Here is a 25,428-nt window from a genome sequence, read left to right on the forward strand (position 1 = left end):
ACTCCGTTCGGAGCGCCAATTACAGTCGGTCGCATGCCTGTCTCACGCCTGCTGCCGGATGCCGCTGGCGACGACCTGATCGAGCTGACCCGCGACCTGTGCCGCAAGGAGCTCGCACCGAGCGTCGAGGCCGCCGAGAGCAGCCGGGAGCTGCCCCGCGACGTCTTCCGCACCCTGGGACGCAGCGGACTGCTCGGCCTGCCCTACCCCGAGGAGCTCGGCGGTGGCGGCCAGCCGTACGAGACCTATCTGCAGGTGGTCGAGGAGATTGCCACCACCTGGATGAGCGTGGCTGTCGGCGTCTCCGTGCACGCCCTGACGTGCTTCCCGCTGGTCAGAGCAGGCACCGATGAGCAACAGTCGCAATGGCTTCCGGAAATGCTGGGCGGTGACCTGCTCGGCGCCTACTGCCTGTCCGAACGGGACGCCGGCTCGGACATCGCGAGTATGCGGACCCGGGCGAAACCGGTCGAGGACGGCTCGGCGTACGTCATCCGCGGCACCAAGGCCTGGATCTCCCATGCCGGGCACGCCGACTACTACACGAGCTTCGTGCGCACCGCCGACACCGGCGGTCGCGGCCTGTCCTGCTTCCTCGTCCCCGCGAACGCGCCGGGGCTCTCGGCCGGGACGCCCGAGCGCAAGATGGGTCTGTCGAGCGACACCGTCTCGGAGATCCACTACGAGGACGTGCACGTCGACACCGGCCGCCGCATCGGCGCCGACGGCGAGGGCATGCACCTCGCCCTCGCGGCCCTCGACTCCGGACGGCTCGGAATCGCCGCCGCGGCAACGGGGTTGGCCCAGGCGGCACTCGACGCGGCCGTGACGTACGCCGGCACCCGCACGCAGTTCGGGCGCACCATCGCCAGCAATCAGGGACTGCAGTTCCTGCTCGCCGACCTGCAGGCGCAGACGTACGCAGCGCGCTCGGCGTACCTGCTGGCCGCACGGCTGAAGGACGCCGGCAGGCCGTTCTCGATGGAGGCGTCGAGTGCCAAGCTGATCGCCACCGACGCCGCCATGCGGGTGACCACGGACGCGATCCAGGTGCTCGGCGGCGCCGGTTACACCAGCGACTTCCCGGTCGAGCGGATGTTCCGCGACGCCAAGGTGACCCAGATCTTCGAGGGCACCAACCAGATCCAGCGCATCGTCATCGCCCGGCACCTGCTCGCGGGCACCACTTCCCCGAAAGGAAACGCCAGTGCAGATCACTGATTCGACCGTCGCCCTCGTCACCGGAGGCGGATCGGGCCTCGGCGAGGCGACCGCGCGACGGCTGTCCGCCGACGGCGCAGCCGTGGTGATCCTCGACCTGGACCGGTCCCCCGGCGCCGACGTCGCGGCCTCGCTGGGCGCGCGGGCACGGTTCGTGGCGGCCGACGTCCGCGACGAGGAGCAGGTGCAGGCCGCCGTTGACGCAGCCCGTGAGCTCGGCGACCTGCGGATCACGGTGAACTGCGCGGGGATCGGCACGCCGGGTCGCATCGTCGGCAAGCGTGGCGTCCTGCCGTTGGAGGACTACCGCGCGGTCGTCGAGATCAACCTGATCGGCACGTTCAACGTGCTGCGGCTCTCCGCCGCATCGATGCTGGACCTCGAGCCGGTCGACGGCGAGCGCGGCGTCATCACGATGACCGCCTCCGTCGCGGCGTACGACGGTCAGATCGGCCAGGCCGCGTACGCGTCGTCCAAGGGCGGCATCGTCGGGTTGACCCTGTCCGCGGCGCGCGACCTGGCGGACAAGTCGATCCGGGTGATGACGGTGGCCCCGGGCACGTTCGAGACGCCGATGCTGGCCGGATTGCCGCAGGAGGCCATCGAGGCCCTCGAGGCACAGATCCCGCACCCCTCCCGTCTCGGCAAGCCGACCGAGTACGCCGCCCTGGTCGCCCACATCGTCGACAACCCGATGCTCAACGGCGAGGTCGTCCGCCTGGACGGCGCGCTGCGGATGCCCCCGCGCTGACCCTCAGCTCGGGCTGATCCCCCACGACCCGGTCCAGGTCCGACCGGGCTCGATGGTGAGCAGCCCCTCGCCGGTGTTGAAAGCGTCGGGAGGGCAGGTCATCGGCTCCATCGCCACTCCCGCCCGCCGGATCCGGTCGGGTGTCAGCGTGTCCCCCGTGTACGCCTGCGCGTAGGGGAAGCACGCCGCGTCCGCCCACAACGTCGCCCGTTCGCCGTCGCGCTCGATCGACGCCGTCCAGCGCCCGCCGTCCGACGTCAGATCGCCGTAGCAGTGGTCGAGCTGGGTGGTGCCGATCGCCCGTCCGCCCCGGAAGTCGTACGCCGTCCCGTCGACGCGCGCGGTGCCGATCGCGTTGAGCCGCTCGTCGACGGTGATGGTGCGGGCGCCGGGCATGGTGAGCGTCAACTCGTCGACCGTGTCCTCGCCGGCCGTGAGGTAGGGGTGGGCGCCGAACCCGAACGGGGCGGGGGTGTCGCTCAGGTTGGTGGCCGCCGGAGTCACCATCAGACCGGCGTCACTGAGCGTGTAGGCCACCTGCAGGCGCAGGGTCCAGTCCCAACCGGACTGCGGTCGCAGCAGGTGCTCGACGACGATCGCGTCCGGATCGTGTTGCACCACAGACCAGTCGGCCCACCGGATCAGACCGTGCGAGGCGTTGGATCGGGCCGGTTCGGTGAGCGCGAGCTGCTCGTCCTTGCCGGCGAAGGTGTACTTGCCGTCCCGGATCCGGTTCGGCCACGGCATCAGCAGCTGCCCGCGGCCGGCGTCCGCCTTGGCGTCCTCGGGGTATCCGTGCAGCACCTCCCGGTCCCCGACCCGATAGGTGCGCAGCCCGCCGCCGACCTGCACGATCACCGCCTCGTGGTCACCGTGCCGGATCGTCCACTGGTCCCCGCTGGGAAGCGCCGTTGCCATGGGTCAATCTCAACACGATCCGGCCTTCGGACATGCAGGACGGGGCACATCTGCCCCGCCGTGCATGTCCAAAACCTCAGCGGGCCAGGATCTCGACCGCTTCCTCGCGCATCTGGACCTTGCGGATCTTGCCGGTGACGGTCATCGGGAACTCGTCGGTCACGTGCAGGTAGCGCGGGATCTTGTAATGCGCGAGCTTGCCCTGACAGAAGTCCTGCAACGCGTCGATCTGCAACTCCGACCGGCCGGGACGCATGATCACCCACGCCATCAGCTCCTCGCCGTACCGCTCGTCGGGCACCCCGACGACCTGTACGTCCGCGATGTCCGGGTGCGTGTAGAGGAACTCCTCGATCTCGCGCGGGTAGACGTTCTCCCCGCCCCGGATGACCAGGTCCTTGATCCGGCCGACGATCGCGAAGTAGCCGTCGTCATCCATCGTCGCGAGGTCGCCGGTGTGCATCCACCGCGCGTCGTCGATGGACTCGGCGGTCTTGTCGTCCTGCTCCCAGTAGCCGCGCATCACGCTGTAGCCGCGGGTGCACAACTCACCCGTCTCCCCGCGGCCCACCCGCCGGCCGGTCGCCGGGTCGAGGATCTGCACCTCCAGGTGCGGCATCACCCGCCCGACGGTCTCCGTGCGTCGGGCGAGGTTGTCGTCCATCCTGGTCATCAGCGAGACCGGCGACGTCTCGGTCATCCCGTAGGAGATCGCGACCGCGTCCATGTGCATGTCGGCGATGACCCGCTTCATGACCTCCACCGGGCACGGCGAACCGGCCATGATGCCGGTCCGCAGGGTCGACAGGTCGTACGACGCGAAATCCTCCAGCCCCAGCTCGGCGAGGAACATCGTCGGCACCCCGTAGAGCGACGTACACCGTTCCTGTTGCACAGCTTTGAGGGTGGCCGCTGGTTCGAACGAGGGAGCGGAGATGACGAGGCAGGCACCGTGGGAGGTGGCCGCGAGGTTGCCCATGACCATCCCGAAGCAGTGGTAGAACGGCACCGGCACCGCGATCCGATCCTCGTGGGAGTAGTCGATCATCTCGCCCACGAAGAAACCGTTGTTGAGGATGTTGTGGTGGGTAAGGGTCGCGCCCTTGGGGAAACCCGTCGTCCCGGAGGTGTACTGGATGTTGATGGGCTGGTCCGGGCCCAGCTCGGCAGCCCGGTCTGCCACGTCGTCCGCGCTCACCTCGTCCGCCCGGGCCAAAAGCTCGGACCAGCTGTCGTCGCCGAGGTAGACCACGTCCTGCAGTTGCGGGCACTCGCCGCGGACCTCGTCGACCATGGCGCGGTAGTCGGACGACTTGTGTGCCGTCGCGCTCACCAGTGTGCGCATGCCCGACTGCCGCAGCACGAACGCCAACTCGTGCGAGCGGTACGCCGGGTTGACGCACACCAGGATCGCGCCGATGGTCGCCGTGGCGTACTGCACCAGCACCCACTCCGGCACGTTCGGCGCCCAGATGCCCACCCGATCGCCGCGCCGCACTCCGCTGGCGAGCAGCGCCCGAGCCAGCCGGTCGACGTCCTGGAGCAGCTCGTCGTAGGTCCACCGCCGTCCGCTGGGAACGTCGACGAGCGCCTCGCGCGTTCCGTGCGCGGCCGCCGTACGACGCAGGTTCGCGCCGATGGTGTCGCCGAGCAGGGTGACGTCGGACGTGCCGGACGCGTAGGACGGCGGGGGGACGGTGACCACGGAGAGCCTCCTGGAACGCGGGCGATTCGGTGAGAAGACCCTAGACCGGCAGGCGGGCGTTCGCGGCGTCCTTCGCCCGCGCCATACGCTCGGGTAATGACCGCCCGCAGCTTCGCCGACGACGTGCGGTCGCGTACCGACGCCCAGCTGCGCCGTCTGGTGCTGCGCCGACCTGACCTGGCCCGGCCCGCACCCGCGGATCTGACCGGTCTGGCGGCTCGTGCGGCGACCCGGCCCAGCGTGCAGCGCGCGATCGAGGCACTCGAGGCCGACACGTTGCGGGTGCTCGAGGCCGTCCTCGTCGGCGACGACAAGAGCGCGGCCGCCCTGCTCGGAGTCGCACAGAAGGTCGTCGCCCCGCAGCTGCGCTCGTTGCAGGAGCTCGGTCTGCTGTGGCGCTCGCCCACCGGTCTCACCCCGGCCCGCGCGGTCGCCGAGGTGCTGCCCGAGCCGGCGCATCTCGGCCCGCCCGCGCGCGAACTCGGCATCCGGCCACCGGCCGACGTGGCCGCCACGGTGACGCAGTGCTCCGACGCGACCCGAGCGGCGCTGGACCGGCTGCGGTGGGCAGGCCCGCGAGTGACGTTCTCCAGTGACGGCGCCCGGGTGGTGCGCGATGAGTTGCTCGCGGCGTCGCTGGCGGCCTCGATCGAGGAGAACACCGCGGTCCTGCCGCGCGAGGTCGGGCTCGCGTTACGCGACGGACGTCTCTACCCCGATGCCCTCACACGTCCCGAGCCCGCGGGCTCGGGGCTCGACCCGACCGCTGTCGACCGCGCCGCCGGCACTGCCGCGTACGAACTGCTGGTGCGGGTCGAGGAGCTCGCGGACCTGTGGAGCAGCGAGCGGCCGCGCGTGCTGCGCTCGGGCGGCTTGGGCGTCAAGGACCATCGCGCCGTCGCGAACGCGCTGGAGGTCCCTCCCGAGCTGGCGGCATTCGTGATCGAGATCGCCGCGGCGAGCGGTCTGGTCGGCCGGACCTCGGATGCCGTCCCCGTCTTCCTGCCCACCGCCGAGTACGACGAGTGGCTGGACGCCGAGCCGGCCGACCGCTGGACGGTGCTTGCGAAGACCTGGTGGGCCACGCTGCGGGCGCCGAGCCTCTGCACGGACACCGACCAGCCGGGCGGCCCGCTGAACGTGCTCGCCCCGGAGGCGACCTGGCCGCTGCTGCGGACCCGCCGGCACGAGGTGATCGGTGTCCTCGCCGCGCTGCCGCCCGGCCGGCCGGCGACCCTCGACGAACTGGGCGAACTGCTGCGCTGGCACCTGCCGATGCGGCTGCCGCGCAGCGCGCCGACCCGCGCCGACGTCGTACTGCGCGAGGCCGAGTGGCTCGGTCTGGTGGCGACCGGAGCCGTCGCCGGTACGGGTCGTGCGCTGGCCGGCGACACCGACCCGGTGGCCATCCTGCCGACGCCGATCGACGAACTCCTCGTGCAGGCCGACCTGACCGCGGTGGCGCCGGGTGCGCTGAGTGATGATCTGCGTCGATTCATGCACCGCGCCGCGGAGGTCGAATCACGAGGCGCGGCAACGGTCTACCGCTTCACCCCCACATCGATCCGCACCGTGCTCGACGGTGGCGCCGACGCCGACGACGTCCTGGACCGCCTGCGCGAGGCCAGTCGTACCCCGCTGCCTCAACCTCTCGAATACCTCGTGGGCGACGTCGCTCGCCGGCACGGTCAGACCAGGATCGGGGCCGCCGGTTGCTATCTGCGCAGCGACGACGAGGCCTCGCTCCAGGCGATCCTCGGCGACCGCGCCCTCGCGCCGCTGCAGTTGCGCCGTATCGCACCGACCGTGCTCATCTCACCCGCACACGCGACCACGGTGCTGGAGATGCTGCGAGAGCACCGGCACACCCCGGTCGCGGAGAGTGCGACCGGGACGGTGGTCGGCGGCGGCCCGGGGAAGGACCGCGCCCCGACCCCGCGCGCGCCGCAGGCCGTCCAGGTCTCCCTCGTCGACGAGCCCCTGGCGGAGCGTCTGGTCGCCGCCATGCGGGCCGGCGAGCGGGACCGTCCCGAGCCCTCGGCCGGTCCGCGTATCCCGTCCACCGAGCCGAGTGTGACCCGATCGCTGCTGCAGGACGCCGTCGGCAGCAGCGCTCGGGTGTGGATCGGGTACGCCGAGCCGTCCGGTGAGTTGCGTCGGGGCCTCTTCCGGCCGCGGCGGATCGAGGGCGGCCGGGTGTCCGGCCTGATCAGCCCGAGCGAGCAGGACCCGGAGCACCCGCGCACGTTCTCGATCCACCGCATCACCGGGATCGTCGAGGTCGCCTGAGGCCCGTCTTCCTATCGAGGGGTGGAGCAATGCACGAGGGGTGGGGATATTTCCCCACCCCTCGGCGCGTTCCCTACCCCTCGACGGTCAGAAGATGCGGACCCGCCGGTCCTCCGGCAGCCACATCCCATCGCCCTCGTCGACCCCGAAGGCCTCGTGGAACTCGGCCAGGTTGCGGGCGACGTTGGCCCGGCAGTTCGCGGGGGCGTGCGGATCGATCGCGAGCAGGCGCACGGCCTCCTCGCCGCGGGCCTTGGCGCACCAGATCTGCGCCCAGCCCACGAAGAACCGCTGGTCACCGGTCAGTCCGTCCAGCTCCGGCGACGGCGCCTGCTCGGTGGCGATCCGGTGAGCCTTGAACCCGATGGTCAGGCCACCGAGGTCGCCGATGTTCTCGCCGACGGTGAGGCCGCCGTTGACCTTCGAGCCTGGCGCGTCCGCGGGCTCCTGCTCGTCGAACTGCTCGATCAGGGCCTTCGCGAGGGCGTCGAATCGTGAGCGGTCCTCCTCCGTCCACCAGTCCTCCAGTCGCCCGTCGCCGTCGTACCGGGAACCCTGGTCGTCGAAACCGTGCCCGATCTCGTGGCCGATGACCGCACCGATGCCGCCGTAGTTGACCGCGTCGTCGGCATCGACGTCGAAGAACGGGGGCTGCAGGATCGCGGCCGGGAAGACGATCTCGTTCATCGTCGGGTGGTAGTACGCGTTGACCGTCTGCGGTGTCATCAGCCACTCGTCGCGGTCGATGGGGCCGCCAAGCTTGGCCAGCTCACGGTCGGACTCGAACTGCGCCGAGCGCACCACGTTGCCGAGCAGGTCGGCCGCGTCGATCTGCAGTCCGCTGTAGTCGCGCCACTTGTCGGGGTAGCCGATCTTCGGGGTGAAGTTGGCGAGCTTCTCCAAGGCCTTGGTCCGGGTCTGCTCACCCATCCACGGCAGTGTCTGGAAGTCGCGCCGGTAGGCCTCGATGAGGTTGTCGACCAGCTGCACCATCCGCTGCTTGGCGTGCGGCGGGAAGTGCCGCTCGACGTACAGCTGCCCGGCGACCTCACCGAGGGAACCCTCGACGAGCCCGACACCACGCTTCCACCGCTCGCGCAGCTCCGGCACCCCCGACAGCGCCTTGCCGTAGAACGCGAAGTTCTCATCGATCAGGGCGGAGCTGAGGTACGGCGCACGGCCACTCACGGTGTGCCAGAGCAGCCAGGATTTCCAGTCCTCCAGGGGCAGCTCGCGCAGGGTGTCCGAGAGCCCGGTGAAGAAGGACGGCTCTCCGACGACGACTTCGGCGAAAGCGCGGTCGCTCGCACCGAGACCGGACGTCCACGCATCCCAGTCGAACTCCGGTGCCAGCTCGCGCAGCCCGGCCGCGTCGTACTTGTTGTAGGTCTTGACCGCGTCGCGGGTGGCGACGACGTCCCAGTGGTGGGAGGCGAGACGGGTCTCCAGCTCCAGGACGGTCTGCGCGCGCCGTGCACCCTCGTCGATGCCGGCGAGAGCGAACATCGCGGCGATGTGCGCGACGTACTTGTCCCGGATCTCCGCGTATTTGTCCTCGCGGTAGTAGGACTCGTCGGGCAGACCCAGACCAGCCTGCTCGAGGTAGACCACGTAGTTGTCGGGGTCCTTGGCGTCCGCGCTGACGTACGCCGCCACCGCGGTCGGGACGCCCTCGCGCGCCAGCACGCCCAGCTGCGCGCACAGTTGCTGCACCGTCGCGACGGCGGTGATGGCATCGAGGGTCGGCACCAGCGGGGCCACCCCGAGGGCGTCGATGTGCTCCACGTCCATGAAGGAGGTGAACAGGTCACCCACCTTGCGACCGGGGGTGCCGGCGGCGTCGTCGGAGGCGGCCGCCTGCTGCACGATCTCGCGCATGCTCGCCTCGGAGGCCTCGCGCAGCCGGTCGAACGAGCCGTAGCGTGCCCGATCGCCCGGGATCTGGGTCTCACGCACCCAGACGCTGTTGACGTGCCCGAACAGGTCGTCCTGCGCCCGGATGTCCGGGTCGAACGTTGCGGTGATGCCCGATGTCTGCCCCACGAAGATTCCCGTCTACTGCGTCGACTGCAGGTGCCTCACATCGGCCAGATGGGCGTTGCCCTGCTCCCCCGGCCGTCGTGAGGACCCGATGATCTGGTCACTGGCATCCTGTCACTGCCCACCGTCACCGAGAGCGCGCACGACCCGTGACGGGGAAGGACGGCCCAACTCCCCGGCCATCCAGACGCTCGTGGCGACCAGCTCGGTCAGGTCCACCCCGGTCTCGATCCCGAGACCGCGGCACGCCCACACCAGGTCCTCGGTGGCGAGGTTGCCGGTCGCGCTCTTCGCGTAGGGGCACCCGCCCAGGCCACCGGCCGACGCGTCGACGGTGCGGACCCCCTTCGCGAGCGCTGCCAGGGTGTTGGACAGCGCCTGCCCGTAGGTGTCGTGGAAGTGCACCCCGAGCGTGGACGGCGCGATCCCCTTCTCCCCCAACGCATTCAGCAGACGGATGACGTGACCGGGCGTGCCGGTGCCGATGGTGTCGCCCAGGCACAGCTGGTCCGCGCCGAGCGCGAGCATGGCCTCGCAGACGCGCACCACCTGCTCGATCGGGACCGCACCCTCCCACGGGTCGCCGAAGCACATCGAGACGTACGCGCGCACCCACAGCCCCGCGGCCTTGGCGCGCTCGACGACGGGTGCGAACATCCGCAGGGACTCCTCGACACTGCGGTTGAGGTTCTTCTGCGCGAAGGTCTCGGTGGCGGAGCCGAACACGGCGACCGCGCCGACACCCGCTGCGAGCGCCGCGTCCAGTCCCCGCTCGTTGGGCACCAGCACGGGCCGGTCCGCGCCGCGTCCGAGGTCGCCGAGCTGGTCCAGCAGCTGGGGCGCGTCACCCATCTGCGGCACCCACGCAGACGGCACGAACGAGGTCGTCTCGATCGTCCGCAAGCCGGTGGCGACCAGACGTCGTACGAACTCGGCCTTGACGTCCGTGGACAGGATCGCCTTCTCGTTCTGCAGGCCGTCGCGCGGACCGACCTCGTAGATCGTGATCCGGTCGGGCATGACCGAGGACGTTTCGACCTGGGGAAGGCTCATCCCGACATGCTGCCATCACGCTCAGACGCCCGATCGGAATGCCACCATCTCAGAGCCGGTACCCACCACGACCGATCCGTCGGCGATGGCGAGGGTCTGAGGAATGCCCCCCGTCCCGGGGATCGTCACGCCACCGACCGGGGTGCCACGATCGGCGTCATACGCCTCCATCGTGGTGTTGCCCGACTGCATCCAGAGCAGACTCCCAGCGCGGACCGGACCTGCACCGAACCCGGTCACGCCGGTGGTCCAAACCGTCTTGCCGGTCGCCGCCGACAGACTGCCCAGGTGGTAGGTCCACGGCCCGGAGACCGGCGTATCCCTCCACACGACGAACAGTCGTCCGCCCTCGGCGGTGCCGAGCTCCAGGTCGTCGACATCACCGGGGATCACCGCGTCCCACACCCCGGTGCACCGGGTCTTCCCGCACCCCTTCGTATCGAATGCCTCGATGCCATTTCCCTCCTCCATGTAAACGCGCCCGTCAGCGACCACGGGCCCGCTGCCGTAGGCGCCGATAGGCGCGCGCCACAGGAGACGGCCCGTCGTCGCGCTGTAGGCGGACAGGTATTGGTTGTCTCTGGTGAAGACCGTCCCATCGGCCGCCGCATAGGAGTTCGGGAGGTCGACGGCCGAGGTGTACGTGTGGGACCACAAGGGATGCCCGTCAGACACTCGGTACGCCGTGAAGTGCACCCCGTCGGCGAAGAAGACCGACCCGTTGTCGGCGACGAGGGGGAACGCATAATCCTGGTTGCCCGCCAGGACCGTGCGCCACACGATCCGGCGCGTGGTCAGGTCGACGGCAAGCAGGCCGGCACCGGGCGCTTGCGCGAACGGAAGGATCAGGCGGCCGTTGCTGATCGCGCCTGTGCCGTAGTTCCCCCGCGGAAGACCGACGTTCCACAATCGGGCGCCGGAGACCACGTTCTTCACGACGAGACTGATCGGGTCCGCAAGATTTCCGGGCGAGGGAATGTAGTAGACGGATCCGTTCGCGATCACCGGACCACTGACACTCGCGAAGAAGGCGGGAGCGATCCACGCCTGGTGCAGATGACGCACCGTCGTGGCCGTCAGCTGTCGCTCGCCCGCGTTGAAGCCGCTGTTGCCACCGTCGGCCAGGCCCTGCGCCCAAGCATCCACCGGGTTCGTGCGCCACACCGGATGACGATGGGACCCGACTGAGGTGCTGGTCGTCGCAGGAGGAGTACCCGCAGTCGCCATGGGCGACTGGATCGATCCCGAGACCCCGATGGCGATACCAGCCAGAACGGCAAGCCGCTTTCCGAACAGCATGTTCTCTCTCTCCCCCGCGTGACGTGTGTGCCGACTGTAGGGCTCGGACGACTCCTGCACGCCTGAAATCACGGAGCTCGTATTCCGCCCGGAATTCGGTCGCACACAAGAGCTGGCGGACGCGTGGGGTCCGTCTGTCACAGTCGGAGCATCATGGTGAACCCGCTGGTCGTCCTCGTGCCCGGTCTCGGTCTGGACGAGCGGGAGTGGGCGTCCGTGCGCACGCTGCTCGACGCGGCGAGCGTGGTGGTGGCGTTGCCGTCGATGGGCGAGCCAGTCGGCCGCGGGATCGACCTGCGGGTCGAGGCACAGGCAGCGCTGCTCGCTCAGCGACTCCCGCACGGCGAACCACTCATCCTGGTCGCGCATTCAGCGAGTTGCCCGGTCGCCGCCGCGGTCGCCTCGCAGTCGGTCGACGTGGTGGGACTGGTCCTCGTCGGCCCTGTCACCGACCCGGCCGCCGCGTCGTGGCCCCGGCTGTTCGTGCAGTGGGCCCGTACCGCGGTCCGCGAACCGTGGTGGCAGCTGCCGTCCCTCTTGCGCCAATGGGCGCACACCGGGCCCGGGAGCATGCTGCGCGGCATGGACGCCGTGCGCTGCTTTCGCACCGACCTCGCCCTTCACTCGGTACGCGTGCCGGTGGTCATCGTCAGAGGAGAGCGGGATCGCATCGCGGCGAAGGAGTGGTCGGCCGCGTTGGCGCGCGCATCGAACGGTCACCTGAGCACCGTCGGAGGCGCTGCGCACATGGTGCCCGTGACCCATCCGGGCGCCGTGATCGCCGCTGTGGATCGCGCCGGTGGGCGTCCGCAGGGCCCAGCAGCAGAGTCCTCGACGCGGACGTCTCGGTTCCCGCTGGAGCCCTGACTTCATGCGATGCTTGCCGCCCACCGCCAGCACCGGGAGATCACGATGAGCAACCAGCCGCCCTACGACGGCTCGCAGGACCCCATCCACGAGCAGCCGACCCAGGGCGTGCCGCACGTGGAGGGCCAGGGGGACGACTCCGGGGGCGCGCAGAGCGGGGGCAGCGGCGACTGGTCCGCGCCGCCGATCGCATCGCCGTACGGAGGGGACTCCGGATCGTGGGGCCAGTCCGCGCCGCAGTACGGCGGCGCTCCGCAGTACGGGCAGTCCGCGCCGTACGGCCAAGCGCCTCAGTACGGCAACGCTCCCGTGTACGGGCAGTCCGCGCCGTACGGGCAGGCAGAGAAGGATCCGTACCCACAGGGCGGGTACGACGCGTACGGCCAGCAGGGCGGCTACGGCGGGTACCAACAGCAGGGCTACTACTCACCGCCTTCCCCTCAGGGCAACGGGAACAACACCTCGGCGATCGTGCTCACGGTCGCCTCGGGACTGGCGATCTTCTTCTGCTGCGGGGCCGGTCTGCCGTCCCTGATCATGGGGATCATCGCGCTGACCAAGCAGGCGGCCGACCCAGCGGGCGCGGCACGACTCGCGAAGATCGGGTGGATCGTCTTCGGTGTCCTGGTTGCGCTCGCGGTGATCGCTTTCGTCGGGCTCATCGCGCTGGGCACCTTCGCGGGAGGCTCTGGTTCCAGCGACACCTACCAGTACGGAAGCACCCCCAGCTACAGCTCGACATTCTGACCTCGCCCACAGTCCGGATCGGGCGGCGTCGGAAGATCGGCGCCGCCCGATGCGTTGTACGGGGGAACCTCGAGGCGAAAGAGCAGGTATGACCGACGGACCCCTGATCGTGCAGAGCGACAAGACGGTGCTGCTCGAAGTCGACCACCCCGACGCGACGGCAGCCCGCCGCGCGATCGCGCCGTTCGCGGAGTTGGAGCGCGCCCCCGAGCACATCCACACCTACCGGATCACTCCACTCGGTCTGTGGAACGCTCGCGCCGCCGGGCACGATGCCGAGCAGGTTGTCGACGCCCTTGTTCGCTTCAGCCGCTATCCGGTGCCGAACGCGCTGCTGATCGACATCGCCGAGACGATGGACCGCTACGGACGCCTGGTGCTGGAGAAGCGCGAGGACGACCAATTGGTGCTCACCTCCACCGACAAGCCGGTGCTCGAGGAAGTGCTGCGGCACAAGAAGATCGCCCCGATGATCGGCGCCCGACTGGACGACCTGACCGTCGCGGTGCACCCCAGCGAGCGGGGTGCCATCAAGCAGCAGCTGATCAAGGTCGGCTGGCCCGCCGAGGACCGTGCCGGGTACGTCGACGGCGAGGCCCACGAGATCGCGCTCGACACGACCGAATGGTCGCTGCGGCCCTACCAGGAGCAGGCGGTCGACGGGTTCTGGCACGGCGGATCCGGGGTCGTCGTCCTCCCCTGCGGCGCCGGCAAGACGCTCGTCGGTGCCGGCGCGATGGCACGTGCCAAGGCCACCACGCTGATCCTGGTGACCAACACGGTCTCGGCCCGGCAGTGGCGGGAGGAGCTGCTCAAGCGCACCTCGCTCACCGAGGACGAGATCGGCGAGTACAGCGGCGCCCGCAAGGAGATCCGCCCCGTCACCATCGCGACGTACCAGGTGCTCACCCACAAGCGCAAAGGCGTCTTCCCGCACCTGGAGCTGCTGGACGCCCGCGACTGGGGGCTGGTCCTCTACGACGAGGTGCACCTGCTGCCGGCACCGATCTTCCGAATGACCGCCGACCTGCAGGCCCGACGGCGTCTCGGCCTCACCGCCACCCTCGTGCGCGAGGACGGCCGGGAGTCCGACGTCTTCAGCCTCATCGGCCCGAAGCGCTTCGACGCGCCGTGGAAGGACATCGAGAACCAGGGCTACATCGCGCCGGCGGACTGCGTCGAGGTGCGGGTCACGCTGCCTGAGCACGACCGGTTGGTCTACGCCACGACCGAGCCGGAGGACCGATATCGCTTCGCGTCCTGCTCGGACGTCAAGAACCCCGTCGTGGAGCAGCTGGTCGCGCGGCATGCGGGCGCCCCGACTCTCGTGATCGGTCAGTACCTCGACCAGCTCGACACCCTCGCCGGGCGGTTGAACGCCGACATCATCACCGGCGAGACCTCGGTCGCCGTACGCCAGAAGCTTTTCCAGCAGTTCCGCGACGGTGAGATCACCCTGCTCGTGGTGAGCAAGGTGGCGAACTTCTCCATCGACCTGCCGGAGGCGAGCGTCGCGATCCAGGTGTCGGGCACCTTCGGCTCGCGCCAGGAGGAGGCGCAACGCCTCGGGCGGGTGCTGCGCCCGAAGCGCGACCACGGCACCGCGCACTTCTACACGGTGGTCGCCCGCGACACGGTCGACGCGGAGTTCGCGGCGCACCGGCAGCGGTTCCTCGCTGAGCAGGGCTACGCGTACCGGATCGTCGACGCCGAGGACCTCGGGGATACTGCGCCGTCCGCCGCGCGCTGACCGGCCGCGGCTAGGCTGGCGTGCGTGAGCCAGGACGTGAGCCAGGAGCCCGGGCAGGACGCGCAGATCGAGCCGCTGCAGGTCGACACGCCGCACATCATCGTCGTCGGTCTGGCGTTGTGGGCGGTCGCGCTCGTCGTCACGCTCGTCGTACCGGCACTGCACCGCGGCGACCGGGACTGGTGGCCGTGGGCCGCGGTCTCCGGGCTGCTGCTCGGCGGACTGGGACTGGCCTACGTACGACGTGGTCGCGGCAACGCGAGCGCGGCATGATCCGGCGGAACCCCTTCTCTCGAAAGGCTGCCCATGGTCTCCGAAACCGCTGAGGAGAAGGTCGCCGACCGTACGGCGACGGTCGTGCTCTTCGGAGCCACCGGCGACCTGGCGAAACGCAAACTGCTGCCTGGCCTGCTGCACCTCTTCCACTCGCGGCTGCTGGGCGACATCCGGCTCGTCGCGACCTCGCTGGAGGAGATGACCCGCGAGGAGTTCATCGACCTGGCGTCGCGGTCGATCGACGAGTTCTCGGTGCACAACCGCGACGACAAGGTCTGGCAGGCGTTCGCCAAGCGCGTCTACTACGTCCCCGGCTCGGCCGGCCCGCAGGGCCTGGCGAAGACCGTTGCCGAAGCCGAGGCCGAGGTCACCGGGGATCTGCCGCCGCAACGGCTGCACTATCTGAGCGTGCCGCCCAAGGCGGCGCTCGCGGTGACCCGCACCCTCGCCGAGGCGGGGCTGGCCGAGGGCAGCCGGATCGTGATGGAGAAGCCGTTCGGCACCGATCTCGCGAGCGCGGTCGCACTCAACGCGGCGGTCCACGAGAACTTCGAGGAGGAGCAGGTCTTCCGCATCGACCACTTCCTCGGGAAGGAGGCCGCGCTCAACATCCTGGCCTTCCGTTTCGCCAACGGACTCTTCGAACCCATCTGGCACCGCAACAACATCGAGCACATCCAGATCGACGTGCCGGAGACCCTGGGCCTCGAACAGCGCGCGTCCTTCTACGAGGGCACCGGCGCATACCGCGACATGGTCGTCACCCACCTCTTCCAGGTGCTGGCGTTCACGGCCATGGAGCCGCCCACCGCGCTGCTGCCCCAGGCGATCACCGAGGAGAAGAACAAGGTCTTCCGGTCGATGCAGCCGATCAACCCGCGCGACGTCGTACGCGGTCAGTACCAGGGCTACCGCGACGAGAAGGGCGTTGCCCCGGAGTCGGAGACCGAGACCTTCATCGCCCTGAAGTGCTACATCGACAACTGGCGCTGGGCCGGCGTGCCGTTCTATCTGCGCACCGGCAAGAAGCTGTCCGAGGGACAGCGGATCATCTCGGTCGCGTTCAAGGAGCCGCCGAAGTCGATGTTCCCCGCCGGTTCCGGTGTCGGTCAGAACGGCCCGGACCACCTGACCTTCGACCTCGCGGACAAGGCCAAGCTGTCGCTGTCCTTCTATGGCAAGCGTCCCGGGCCCGGTTTCCGCCTCGACAAACTGTCGATGCAGTTCGCGTACCAGGACACGAGCTGGGCGGGGTCGGTGCTGGAGGCGTACGAGCGGCTCATCTACGACGCGATCCGTGGCGATCACACGCTGTTCACGTCGGCCGAGGGCATCGAGCGGCTGTGGGAGATCTCCGAACCACTGCTGGACAACCCGCCGCCGGTGCGGCCGTACGCCCTCGGCTCGTGGGGCCCGAACCAGATCCACCAGCTCATCGCCCCGCGGGCGTGGCGACTGCCCTTCGAGCGCAAATGGCGTGCGCCCGCTAGGGATTGAGTTCTGCACACGAGAACGGCCGATCGGGGTGATCACCCCGACCGGCCGTTCTCATCTGCGGTTTACTTCAGGCCGTGCCAGGCGTGCGTGTGCGCCTTGTTCGCGTCCTGCGCGAGCGGGTAGTCGTAGCCGAGCGCGTCGAGCATCGGCTGCGAGGCGGGTACGTCGGTCAGCGGCTTGTCGCTGAGCAACCCGGCGGTCGCGGTCGTCGCGGCGTAGTCGACGTAGTAGCTGATCGTGCCGTTGTCGACCTCGCACGCGGTGTCCGCGCCGACGGTGCGGGCATGCGGGTTCACCTTGACCTGGTGGACGAACGAATTCAGGTACCTCGTGCAGGTCGCCACGTCGGTCGAGGACGCCGGCTTGCTGACGAAGTGCTCGTAGGCCCAGACGTTCTCGGAGTCGACCGTCTTCACGCCGTTGACCAGATCGGACAACCGGTTGGTGGTGTCGACGTAGAGGTCGGTCGAGGCGACCGGCTTGCCCGTCTTCGAGGTGTACGCCGTCAGGTACGTCCACTGCGCGCCACGGACCGGGTAGCAGGTGAAGCGCAGCTCCGGGCCCTGGAAGTCCGAGCTCTGGGTCCCCGGCAGCAGGGTGGCGGTCGTGGAGGCCTTCTTGACCTGCCCGACCTCCCACGTGGCGTGCGACTCGCAGTCGCTGCGCGACGAGAAGTGCGCCTGGTGGCTGGTGCCGTGCAGGTAGATCGAACCGGCCGGGTGGGTGGCGGCGTGTGCGGGCGCGGCCGCCAGGGTGATGCCGGTACCGGCGAGCGCGGTCGCCCCTGCGACCGCGGCGAGCGTCTTCAGCATGAGGTGGTCCTTCTCGAGTGCGGTCGTGAGCAACCGCTCACGAACGGATCATAGGAGGCACAAGCGGCTTTGCACCGTGGTTGGCACGGTTGTTCACCGGCAAATCGCCAAGCGTTCGCGCGTACGTCGGGTGGCCGGAGTCCCGCTCCGGCCACCCGTTCGCACTGCCTACTTGTGCGCGTACCAGGCGCGCGCGTGTGCCGCGCCGTTGAGGTTCTGCCCGTAGTTGTAGCCCAGGACGTCCAGCATCGGGATGCCCCGGATGTCGAACGGGTGGTCACCCCGCAGGCCGGCGGTCTTCGTGGTCGAGAAGTAGACGACGTCGTAGCCGGTGCCGGCCGAGTTGCCCGAACACGAGTTGTCCGTGAGGGCCAGCCGCGCGTGCGGATTGGTCGTCACGAGGTTCTCGAACCACTTCAGCCACCCGGTGCAGGTCTTGACGCTGACCGACCCGGATGCCTTGCGCACTCCGTGGTCGAAGAGCCAGACGTTGTCGGCGTCGGGGGTGCTCGTCGCCGTGCCGTTGTTCCGGCCCGCGACGTCGACGTAGCGATCGCTCTTCGCGACGGGGTTGCCCGTCGTGGACTTGTAGGCGACCACGTAGCTCCACTGAGCCCCCTGGACCGGGTAGCAGGTGAACCTCAGTTCGCCGTGGCTGGACGGGTCCGTCGTCGCGGGGAGCAGTGCTGCCACTGTCGTGGCGTTCTTGATGTGGTTCATTTCCCACGAGGCGTGCGTGTTGCAGTCGCTGCGCGACCAGAAGTGCGCCGCCGTGCTGGTGCCGTGGAGGTAGACCGACCCCTTGGCGTGAACGGCGGTGGGTGCCGCGGCGTGCGCCGGCGCGGACGACATGGCGATGCCGGTGCCGGCAAGCGCAGTGGCGCCGGCCACCGCGGCGAGCGTCTTGAACATGTGTGCTCTCTCCCTGAATGTGAGCCATGGACAAGCGCCCGCGGCTCCTGGAGCATAGGGCTCTCACAGGGTCGAACGGCGTTGGAGCGTGAGGGCATTCGCGGCCACAGCGGCCCGTCGCCTGACGGTGACGGCGTTCACCACGATTGACGGCGTTCGAACACCGTCAACGAACGCGAAGACCGTCAGGACAGGTCGGCGGCGGGCTCGTCGGAGGTCGCGATCTCCGCGACGACGGGCGACTCTTCCACGGCGGGCTCGGGCTGCGAGACCTCGAGGGCGAATTCGTCCAGTACGTGCCCCTGTTCGGGCTCGGACGAGGGCAGATCCAGCTCGACCTCACTGTGCGCACCGCACCCGTGGTCGAGGGAGACCACGGCGCCGTCGCTCGGGGACCACGCGTTGGTGCAGACACCGAAGACCTGGCGCAGCGCACCGGCCATGGGCAGGAAGAAACCGCACGTCGTGCAGTGCGCGGGAGCCTTGAGCGCCACCTCGGACGTCGGACCGTGGGCACCGTCGTACCAACGCTGCGCCGCCTCGTCGCGGCCCTCGGCGGACAGCACGCGCGGGCGGCCCAGGCCGAGCTCGAAGAAGCCGGTCTCGTCCACGTCGTCGTCGCCGGTGGCCTCGAAGCCGGCCTCCAGGCGCGGGTCGTCCTCGATGTACGGCGTGATGTCGCCGGCGCCGATGTCGCCGGGGGCGAGTCGTTCGGCGTACGGCAGCCAGTCGGGAGACAGGACAGCCTGATCACCGGGGAGCAGATTGGCCTCGCAGACCGTCGCGACCTTCGCGCGGGGCGCGCGGGCGACGGAGATCGACCAGTGCCAACCCTGATATCCCCTGCGATTGCAGGCGAACTGGTGCATGGCCAAGCGCTCGTCGAGCATCAGCACACCCAGGTGATCGCCGACGTCCTGCGGTGAGGAGATCTCGACGGCGGCCGCGCGCGCGACGTCGACCGCTTCGGTGAGGACCTTGTCGGCCTTGGGGCGGGTCGAGCGGGCGGCTCGTGTCTTGGTCGGCATCTGCTCAGACCTCGAGGTCGTCGGCGACGGCGCGCAGGACGGCGGCGATCTTGCCGGTCTGCGCCTTGTCCGGATAACGGCCGCGCCGCAGTCCGTTGCCGAGCCCGTCGAGCATCTTGATCAGGTCCTCGACGATCAGGCCCATGTCGTCGGCGGGCTTGCGGTGCCGGGCGGCGAGGGAGGGGGCTGCGTCCAGGATCTGCACGCTGAGCGCCTGCGCGCCGCGGCGTCCCTCGGCCACGCTGTACTCCACGCGGGTGCCACCCTTGACCACGGTCGTGCCGGCGGGCAGCGCGCTGGAGGGCAGGAAGACGTCTTGGCCGTCGTCGCCGGAGACGAATCCGAAGCCCTTCTCGGAATCGAAGAATTTGACCTTGCCGCTGGGCACGATGCACCTACTCGTTCGCTGCGTGTGGGGGTGTTCCGTCGCGTTTCCGCTGACGGTCAAGGTTAACCCGTCGAGGCGGCTCGCTCGAACTCATTGAGCCGCTCCCCCAGGCGCACCAGGTCCGGCACGACGGCGTCGGCCCCGGCCTCCCGCAGCATGGCCTCGTCATGCGGCCCGGTCGTCACACCGACGGCGTACGCCGATGCCGCGCGGGCGGCGTACATGTCGCCCTGGTGGTCGCCGACGTACATCCGCGCAGCATGGGCGCGCAGCGGGACGGCCTTGTCCTCGGCGAAGACCGCGCCGACCACCACGTCAGGGCGCAGACCCACCTGGTCGAGTACGGCGTGCACCGCCGCGGGAGCCTTCGCGCTCACCACCAGCACGCGGCCCCCATCGGCGTGGATCAGGTCCACCAGCTCGCCCGCCCCGGGCAGCGCGGTCGTCAACCGCACGGCGTGCCGCAGGTAGGCCGAGCGGTAGTCGTCGGCCGCGCCGTGCACCTGCTCGTCGGGAAGGAAGTGACCCAGGTTGGCCTCCAGCGGAGCGCCGATCAACGGCCAGAGCTGTTCGTCGCGGGCGGTGACGCCGCGCGCGGACAGGACCTGCTGCATACATTCGACGATCCCCTGGCGGGAGTCCACCAGCGTCATGTCGAGGTCGAAACCCACCACGAACGGCACGCCGGTCACCATCTGGACTGCTGCCCGCCCTGGGCCCACCGACGACGCTCGCCGGAGGAGCTCACGAGCCGCACGATCGCGAAGATCACCAGAGCGAGCCCGAGCAGTCCGAAGACCGCGGCGCCGGCGAAGCCGAGGAGCACGGGGATCCCGATGTCGTGACCCAGTCCGTCGATCTTCGCCCTCGTCGCCACCCGGAACGACGCGTTGCCGCAGTCGAGCCGGTAGCTGCCCGCCGTGGTGGAGGTGAAGGCTGCGGCCTCCGCATCGTTGCTGATCGTGGTGCCGGTGCTGCTGACGAACCGGATGAATTGACCGGACGGGTCCAGCGCGCCGCACCGCGTGCCCGCGCCGACCTGGTCGGCGGCGCCGCGGGAGGCGAGCAGGACGTACCGGGTCGACGCCGCCAGCGGCTGCGGGGCCGATGCCGTCCATCGGCCGTCCTGCAGGACGCCGAGACCGCTGCGCACACCCAGCCAGATCCCGAGGCCGAGGGAGCCCGGCGCGAGGATCAGCAGGCAGACCAGTCCGATCCCGAGCGGCCACCAGCCACGCGTGCGCGGCGGCCGTGCGGGATCGACGTAGTGGTCGTCCATCAGAAGTACCAGGGGTAGGGCGACCAGTCGGGGTCGCGCTTCTCCAGGAATGAGTCGCGCCCCTCGACGGCCTCGTCGGTCATGTATGCCAGGCGGGTCGCCTCGCCCGCGAAGACCTGCTGACCCATCAGGCCGTCGTCGGTGAGGTTCATCGCGAACTTCAGCATCCGCTGCGCGGTCGGGGACTTGCCGTTGATCTCGGCCGCGACCTGGATCGCCTCGCGTTCGAGCTCGGCGTGGTCGGCCACGATGTTGACCGCACCCATCCGCTGCATGGACTCGGCGTCGTACGTGCGGCCCAGGAAGAAGATCTCCCGCGCGAACTTCTGACCCACCTGCTTGGCGAGGTACGCCGACCCGTAGCCCGCGTCGAACGAGCCGACGTCCGCGTCGGTCTGCTTGAACCGCGCGTGCTCCCGGCTCGCGATGGTGAGGTCGCACACCACGTGTAGCGAGTGCCCGCCGCCCGCGGCCCAGCCGCCGACCACTGCGATGACGACCTTGGGCATCGTGCGGATCAGCCGTTGCACCTCCAGGATGTGCAACCGGCCGCCCTGCGCCTTGACCCGCGCGGCGTCCACGGTGTCGGCGGTCTCACCCTCCGCGTACTGGTACCCGCTGCGCCCACGGATGCGCTGGTCACCGCCCGAGCAGAAGCTCCACTTGCCGTCCTTGGGGCTCGGGCCGTTGCCGGTCAGCAGGATCGCACCGACGTCCGGGGTCATCCGGGCATGGTCGAGCACCCGGTAGAGCTCGTCGACGGTGTGCGGCCGGAACGCGTTCAGCACCTCGGGGCGGTCGAAGGCGATGCGGACGGTCCCGCGAGCCGGCCCGTCGAGCGTGCACCGGTGATAGGTGATGTCGGTGAGGTCGAAGCCGGCGACCGGCTCCCACGACGAAGGATCGAACGGCTGGTCGGCGGCTGCGTCGGTCACGCGGACGACTGTATGCCGGGGGGTCGACCGGGTGCACTCCCTCCCGGTGGAGGCCGCCGACCCGGTCGTACTGTCGGTGGCATGGATGCGGTGCAGGAATGGAAGGACGCCCAGGGACGCGTCATCGAGCTGGTCGAGGGGCTGGCCACCGACGCGGCGGAGACGACGGTGCCCGCGTGCCCCGACTGGAGCGTGCGCGACCTGTTGTCGCACATGATCGGTCTGGACGCCGACGTCCTCGCCGGCGACGAACCCGATGACCACAACGAGACGTGGACCGCCCGACAGGTCGATCAGCGCCGCGGACACGACATTGCGACGCTGATCGCCGAATGGCGCTCGATCACCGACCCCCTCGCGTCGTGGATGCAGGAGCACAGCACCCGGCCGTTGGGTGACGTGGTGATCCATGAGCAGGACCTGCGCGCGGCTCTGGACGCCCCGGGTGCCCGCGACACCGACGGGCTGCGCGCGCTCCGCGACCGGATGGCGGACGGCTTCGACGCGCGGGTACGCGACGCGGGGGCGCCGACCATCGAGCTGCGTTCCCCTGACTGGAAGTTCGTCGCGGGCGAAGGGGCACCCACGGTGCGGATGGAGGCCTCGGACTTCGATCTGACGCGGGCGTTGATGTCCCGCCGCAGCGCCGACCAACTGCGCGCCTGGACGACGGTGGGCAACATCGAGGAGCATCTCGACCTCTTCGCCGGCCTGGGTCCGCTGCCGCACGACGCGCCACCGGAGTGAGCCCGGTGAGCGACGCCGACGTACCCGCCCTGTCGGATCTGCTCGACGGCCTGCGGGTCGTGAGCATCCCGCTGCGCACCCGCTTCCGCGGCATCGACCATCGCGAGATCGCCTATCTGGCAGGCCCGTCGGGCTACGGAGAGTTCGCACCGTTCCTCGAGTACCAGCCGCCGGAGGCGGCGCGGTGGCTGGCGTCCGCGATCGAGGCGGCGTACGAGGAGTGGCCGGCCGCCGTACGCGAGACGGTCGCCGTCAACGCGACCGTCCCGGCCGTCGACGCGGCCGAGGTGCCCGCCGTCCTCGCGCGCTACGACGGCTGCACGACCGCGAAGGTGAAGGTCGCCGAGAGCGGCCACCACCCTGCGGATGACCTGGCGCGGGTGGCCGAGGTGCGCAACGTCCTCGGCGCGGACGGCTTGATCCGGGTCGATGCCAACGGTGGCTGGTCCGTGGAGGAGGCCGCCGCGTCCCTCGAGCGACTGGCGGCATACGGGCTGGAGTACGCCGAACAGCCCTGCGCGACCGTCGAGGAGTTGGTCGAGCTGCGGACGCTGTTGGCGCACAGGGGTATCGAGGTGCGGATCGCGGCCGACGAGTCGATCCGCAAGGCCGAGGACCCGCTGCGGGTGGCGCGGCTCGGCGCTGCGGACATCGCCGTGGTCAAGGTCGCACCGCTGGGCGGAGTGCGCGCCGCGTTGTCGGTCGCGCAGGAGTGCGGGCTGCCGATCGTGGTCTCCAGCGCGCTGGATTCCAGCGTGGGGATCGCTGCCGGCCTCGCGCTCGCCGCGGCGCTGCCGTCGCTGGACCACGCCTGCGGACTCGGCACGGTCGAGCTGCTGGAAGGCGACGTGACGACGGATCGGCTTGTGCCGCACGCAGGTTCGCTGCACGTGCGCCGCCCCGAGGTCTCGCCCGAACTGCTCGACCGGTGGACCGCGGCGCCCGAGCGGGTGCAATGGTGGCAGGAGCGCGTGACCGCCTGCCACCAGGTGCTCACCCAGGCGTAGGAAAGTGACCGCAGCGCCAACTTCCCACCCGCACGCCGCACCCGGGCGTAGGAAAGTGACCGCACCGCCAACTTCCCACCCGCGCGCCGCACCCGGGCGTAGGAAAGTGACCGCAGCGCCAACTTCCCACCCGCGCGCCGCACCCGGGCGTAGGAAAGTGACCGCAGCGCCAACTTCCCACCCGCGCGCCGCACCCGGGCGTAGGAAAGTGACCGCAGCGCTAACTTCCCACGGGGGTGGCAGGCGGCAGCGCAAGCCCGACCGCAGCACTCTCGCCGAGCAGCCTGAGAACCGGCGCTTGCGCAGGAAAATGACCGCAGCGCCCACAACCCACCTAGGCGTACGGCGCCTGCGCAGGAAATTGACCGCAGCGCCGACAACCCTCGTCAGAGACCGAGCAACGGACCCCGCACCGACTCGAAGAGCTCCTGCGTCGCGGCCGCCAGCAGCGGCTTTGCCAGGCTGCCCGCGTCGTACGCCCCGCCGTCGAGGTAACCGACGGCTCCGCCCACCTCGGCGACGATCAGGGCGCCGGGCACGTGGTCCCACGGCATGACGGATCGGTAGAGCAGGTAGTCGCATTCGCCGACCGCGAGCTTGGGGTAGTCGATCCCGCAGCTGACCCAGGTCAGGCTGAGCGGCTCGAAGCCGGCCGGTGTCCGGCCGATCATCGCGCGATCGGACGTGCGGCCGTCCGCGGGCTCCTGCGGTATCCGAGGCTCCAGCCGCTGCCCGTCTCGGTACGCGCCCGCGCCGCGCTCCGCGACGTACGCCGCGTGGTGCTCGGGCTGCCAGATCCACGCGCGCACGGGCTGCCCGCCGCGCACCTCGCCGATCATCATGGCGTGGTCGATCGACCCGTGGACGAAGTTCTTGGTGCCGTCGATCGGGTCGACCGTGAAGAAGTCCTGCGTGGTCCGCGCGGCGGTCAGCAGCGACGGGTCGCCCGCGACCGCCTCCTCACCGACGACGAGCATGCCGGGGTACGCCGCCTGCAGCCGCGCCGTGATGAGCACCTCGGCCTCGCGGTCGGCAACGGTCACCAGGTCGCCGGGGTTCTTCTCCATGACCTGGTCCGCCGAGAGCGCGCGGAACCGCGGGGTGACGACCTGCTCCCCGACCTCCTGCAGAAGGGCCAGGATCTCCTCCGTCTGCATCATTCGCGGTCGATCTTGTCCTTGCTGGCCTGTGCTCGAGGGCGCACGAGGATGCTGTCGAGATTGACGTGCTCTGGCTGGCCCGCGACGAACGCCACGCACTCAGCGATGTCCTCCGCCGTCAGCGGACCCTTCACTCCCCGGTAGACCGCGTCCGCCCTCGCCTGGTCGCCGCCGAGGCGCACGAGGCTGAACTCGGGCGTGGCCACCATCCCGGGGTCGATCTCGCAGACCCGGACTGGTTGGTCCCACAGCTCGAGCCGCAGCGACTGCATCAGCGCCTGCACCGCCGCCTTCACACCGCAGTAGCCGGCGCCACCCTCGTACGGCGCCCACGCGGCGTACGACCCGGTCGCGAGGATCGTGCCGTGCCCGGTGGTCAGCGCCGGAAGCAACGCCTTGATCGTCGCGGCGACGCCGATCACGTTGACCTCGTACATCTTCCGCCAGTCGTCGAGGTCCGCCGTGGCCACCGGGTCGAGTCCATAGGCGCCGCCGGCGTTCGCGAAGAGCAGGTCGACCCGGTCGCCCGCCGCCTCAGCGAGCGCGGCAACGTCGGCGCTCGACGTGACGTCGCACCGCACCGCCCGGCCGCCGATCTCGCGCGCCAGGTCCTCGATGCGGTCGGTGCGCCGCGCGGCGCAGACCACCTCGAAACCGTCCGCCGCGAGTCGCCGCGCCGACGCCTCCCCGATCCCACTGCTCGCGCCGGTCACCACTGCGATCCGCTTGGTCATAGGGGCAACGATA

Annotated in this window: 24 protein-coding genes; 10 read left to right on the forward strand and 14 right to left on the reverse strand. The window is 70.0% G+C overall.

Translation table 11 applies throughout. The features are described 5' to 3' along the window. Nucleotides 1-33 precede the first annotated feature (33 nt). Nucleotides 34-1,221, forward strand: coding sequence for an acyl-CoA dehydrogenase family protein (locus tag J4030_RS00650; protein WP_208047255.1), 1,188 nt, complete (start codon nucleotides 34-36; stop codon nucleotides 1,219-1,221). After that, a complete protein-coding gene (locus J4030_RS00655) occupies nucleotides 1,208-1,972 on the forward strand; it encodes an SDR family NAD(P)-dependent oxidoreductase (RefSeq protein WP_208047256.1) in 765 nt (254 codons plus the stop codon). The genes J4030_RS00650 and J4030_RS00655 overlap by 14 nt, the downstream gene beginning before the upstream one ends. Nucleotides 1,973-1,975: 3 nt before the next feature. Here the strand turns inward: J4030_RS00655 and J4030_RS00660 are convergent, their stop codons facing one another. Both J4030_RS00660 and J4030_RS00665 read right to left on the reverse strand, forming a co-directional pair. Continuing rightward, nucleotides 1,976-2,890 (reverse strand): aldose 1-epimerase family protein, encoded by a 915-nt coding sequence (locus J4030_RS00660; protein ID WP_208047257.1) that lies wholly within the window; start codon nucleotides 2,888-2,890, stop codon nucleotides 1,976-1,978. Nucleotides 2,891-2,966: 76 nt separating this feature from the next. Then, a complete protein-coding gene (locus J4030_RS00665) occupies nucleotides 2,967-4,595 on the reverse strand; it encodes an AMP-binding protein (protein ID WP_208047258.1) in 1,629 nt (542 codons plus the stop codon). A gap of 96 nt (nucleotides 4,596-4,691) precedes the next feature. On the opposite strand from J4030_RS00665, the gene J4030_RS00670 reads away from it, so the two are divergent. After that, complete coding sequence (locus J4030_RS00670) at nucleotides 4,692-6,884, forward strand: helicase-associated domain-containing protein (protein ID WP_208047259.1); 2,193 nt, start codon at nucleotides 4,692-4,694, stop codon at nucleotides 6,882-6,884. Nucleotides 6,885-6,971: 87 nt separating this feature from the next. On the opposite strand, the gene J4030_RS00675 is transcribed toward J4030_RS00670, so the two are convergent. The 3 genes from J4030_RS00675 to J4030_RS00685 all read right to left on the reverse strand — a co-directional run bounded on the left by J4030_RS00675 (nucleotide 6,972) and on the right by J4030_RS00685 (nucleotide 11,141). Beyond that, nucleotides 6,972-8,927, reverse strand: a complete 1,956-nt coding sequence (locus J4030_RS00675; RefSeq protein ID WP_208047260.1) for a M13-type metalloendopeptidase — start codon at nucleotides 8,925-8,927, stop codon at nucleotides 6,972-6,974. Between the two features lie 111 nt (nucleotides 8,928-9,038). Beyond that, nucleotides 9,039-9,977, reverse strand: coding sequence for a hydroxymethylglutaryl-CoA lyase (locus J4030_RS00680; RefSeq protein ID WP_208047261.1), 939 nt, complete (start codon nucleotides 9,975-9,977; stop codon nucleotides 9,039-9,041). Nucleotides 9,978-9,998: 21 nt separating this feature from the next. Beyond that, nucleotides 9,999-11,141: a PQQ-binding-like beta-propeller repeat protein gene (locus J4030_RS00685; RefSeq protein WP_208047262.1), complete on the reverse strand. Its 1,143-nt coding sequence runs from the start codon at nucleotides 11,139-11,141 to the stop codon at nucleotides 9,999-10,001. A 288-nt stretch (nucleotides 11,142-11,429) separates the two neighbouring features. On the opposite strand from J4030_RS00685, the gene J4030_RS00690 reads away from it, so the two are divergent. The 5 genes from J4030_RS00690 (at nucleotide 11,430) to zwf (ending at nucleotide 16,413) form a co-directional block, all read left to right on the forward strand. Next, nucleotides 11,430-12,143, forward strand: a complete 714-nt coding sequence (locus tag J4030_RS00690; RefSeq protein ID WP_208047263.1) for an alpha/beta fold hydrolase — start codon at nucleotides 11,430-11,432, stop codon at nucleotides 12,141-12,143. 45 nt (nucleotides 12,144-12,188) lie between these two features. Then, nucleotides 12,189-12,890, forward strand: coding sequence for a DUF4190 domain-containing protein (locus tag J4030_RS00695; protein WP_208047264.1), 702 nt, complete (start codon nucleotides 12,189-12,191; stop codon nucleotides 12,888-12,890). 88 nt (nucleotides 12,891-12,978) lie between these two features. Further along, entirely contained in the window at nucleotides 12,979-14,640 is a 1,662-nt protein-coding gene (locus J4030_RS00700) for a DNA repair helicase XPB (RefSeq protein WP_208047265.1), read from the forward strand. A 24-nt stretch (nucleotides 14,641-14,664) separates the two neighbouring features. Then, nucleotides 14,665-14,913, forward strand: a complete 249-nt coding sequence (locus tag J4030_RS00705; protein ID WP_307864493.1) for a DUF2530 domain-containing protein — start codon at nucleotides 14,665-14,667, stop codon at nucleotides 14,911-14,913. A 33-nt stretch (nucleotides 14,914-14,946) separates the two neighbouring features. Next, entirely contained in the window at nucleotides 14,947-16,413 is a 1,467-nt protein-coding gene (gene zwf / locus J4030_RS00710) for a glucose-6-phosphate dehydrogenase (RefSeq protein WP_208047266.1), read from the forward strand. 62 nt (nucleotides 16,414-16,475) lie between these two features. Here zwf and J4030_RS00715 read toward each other — a convergent pair whose 3' ends face one another. The 7 genes from J4030_RS00715 to J4030_RS00745 form a co-directional block, all read right to left on the reverse strand. After that, a complete protein-coding gene (locus J4030_RS00715) occupies nucleotides 16,476-17,225 on the reverse strand; it encodes a hypothetical protein (protein ID WP_208047267.1) in 750 nt (249 codons plus the stop codon). A gap of 168 nt (nucleotides 17,226-17,393) precedes the next feature. Further along, nucleotides 17,394-18,137, reverse strand: coding sequence for a hypothetical protein (locus J4030_RS00720; protein WP_208047268.1), 744 nt, complete (start codon nucleotides 18,135-18,137; stop codon nucleotides 17,394-17,396). Between the two features lie 185 nt (nucleotides 18,138-18,322). Then, entirely contained in the window at nucleotides 18,323-19,165 is an 843-nt protein-coding gene (locus J4030_RS00725; protein WP_208047269.1) for a DUF3027 domain-containing protein, read from the reverse strand. Nucleotides 19,166-19,169: 4 nt separating this feature from the next. Then, nucleotides 19,170-19,553, reverse strand: a complete 384-nt coding sequence (locus J4030_RS00730; RefSeq protein ID WP_208047270.1) for a cold-shock protein — start codon at nucleotides 19,551-19,553, stop codon at nucleotides 19,170-19,172. Nucleotides 19,554-19,615: 62 nt separating this feature from the next. Further along, on the reverse strand, nucleotides 19,616-20,248 hold the full coding sequence (locus tag J4030_RS00735; protein ID WP_208047271.1) for an HAD family hydrolase: 633 nt from the start codon (nucleotides 20,246-20,248) through the stop codon (nucleotides 19,616-19,618). Next, entirely contained in the window at nucleotides 20,242-20,832 is a 591-nt protein-coding gene (locus J4030_RS00740; protein ID WP_208047272.1) for a hypothetical protein, read from the reverse strand. The genes J4030_RS00735 and J4030_RS00740 overlap by 7 nt, the downstream gene beginning before the upstream one ends. Next, nucleotides 20,832-21,767 (reverse strand): 1,4-dihydroxy-2-naphthoyl-CoA synthase, encoded by a 936-nt coding sequence (locus J4030_RS00745; protein WP_208047273.1) that lies wholly within the window; start codon nucleotides 21,765-21,767, stop codon nucleotides 20,832-20,834. The genes J4030_RS00740 and J4030_RS00745 overlap by 1 nt, the downstream gene beginning before the upstream one ends. An 81-nt stretch (nucleotides 21,768-21,848) precedes the next feature. On the opposite strand from J4030_RS00745, the gene J4030_RS00750 reads away from it, so the two are divergent. Continuing rightward, nucleotides 21,849-22,514: a maleylpyruvate isomerase family mycothiol-dependent enzyme gene (locus J4030_RS00750; protein ID WP_208047274.1), complete on the forward strand. Its 666-nt coding sequence runs from the start codon at nucleotides 21,849-21,851 to the stop codon at nucleotides 22,512-22,514. Further along, the gene (locus J4030_RS00755; protein ID WP_208047275.1) at nucleotides 22,511-23,521 is read left to right on the forward strand and encodes an o-succinylbenzoate synthase; all 1,011 of its coding nucleotides are present in this window, start codon (nucleotides 22,511-22,513) and stop codon (nucleotides 23,519-23,521) included. The genes J4030_RS00750 and J4030_RS00755 overlap by 4 nt, the downstream gene beginning before the upstream one ends. Nucleotides 23,522-23,907: 386 nt before the next feature. Here J4030_RS00755 and J4030_RS00760 read toward each other — a convergent pair whose 3' ends face one another. After that, the gene (locus J4030_RS00760) at nucleotides 23,908-24,681 is read right to left on the reverse strand and encodes an inositol monophosphatase (RefSeq protein WP_243762652.1); all 774 of its coding nucleotides are present in this window, start codon (nucleotides 24,679-24,681) and stop codon (nucleotides 23,908-23,910) included. Then, entirely contained in the window at nucleotides 24,678-25,415 is a 738-nt protein-coding gene (locus J4030_RS00765) for an SDR family oxidoreductase (RefSeq protein WP_208047276.1), read from the reverse strand. Before J4030_RS00765 ends, J4030_RS00760 begins: the two co-directional genes overlap by 4 nt. Between the last annotated feature and the right edge of the window lie 13 nt (nucleotides 25,416-25,428).

This window comes from Allobranchiibius sp. CTAmp26, from assembly GCF_017565405.1.
Taxonomy (GTDB): domain Bacteria; phylum Actinomycetota; class Actinomycetes; order Actinomycetales; family Dermatophilaceae; genus Allobranchiibius.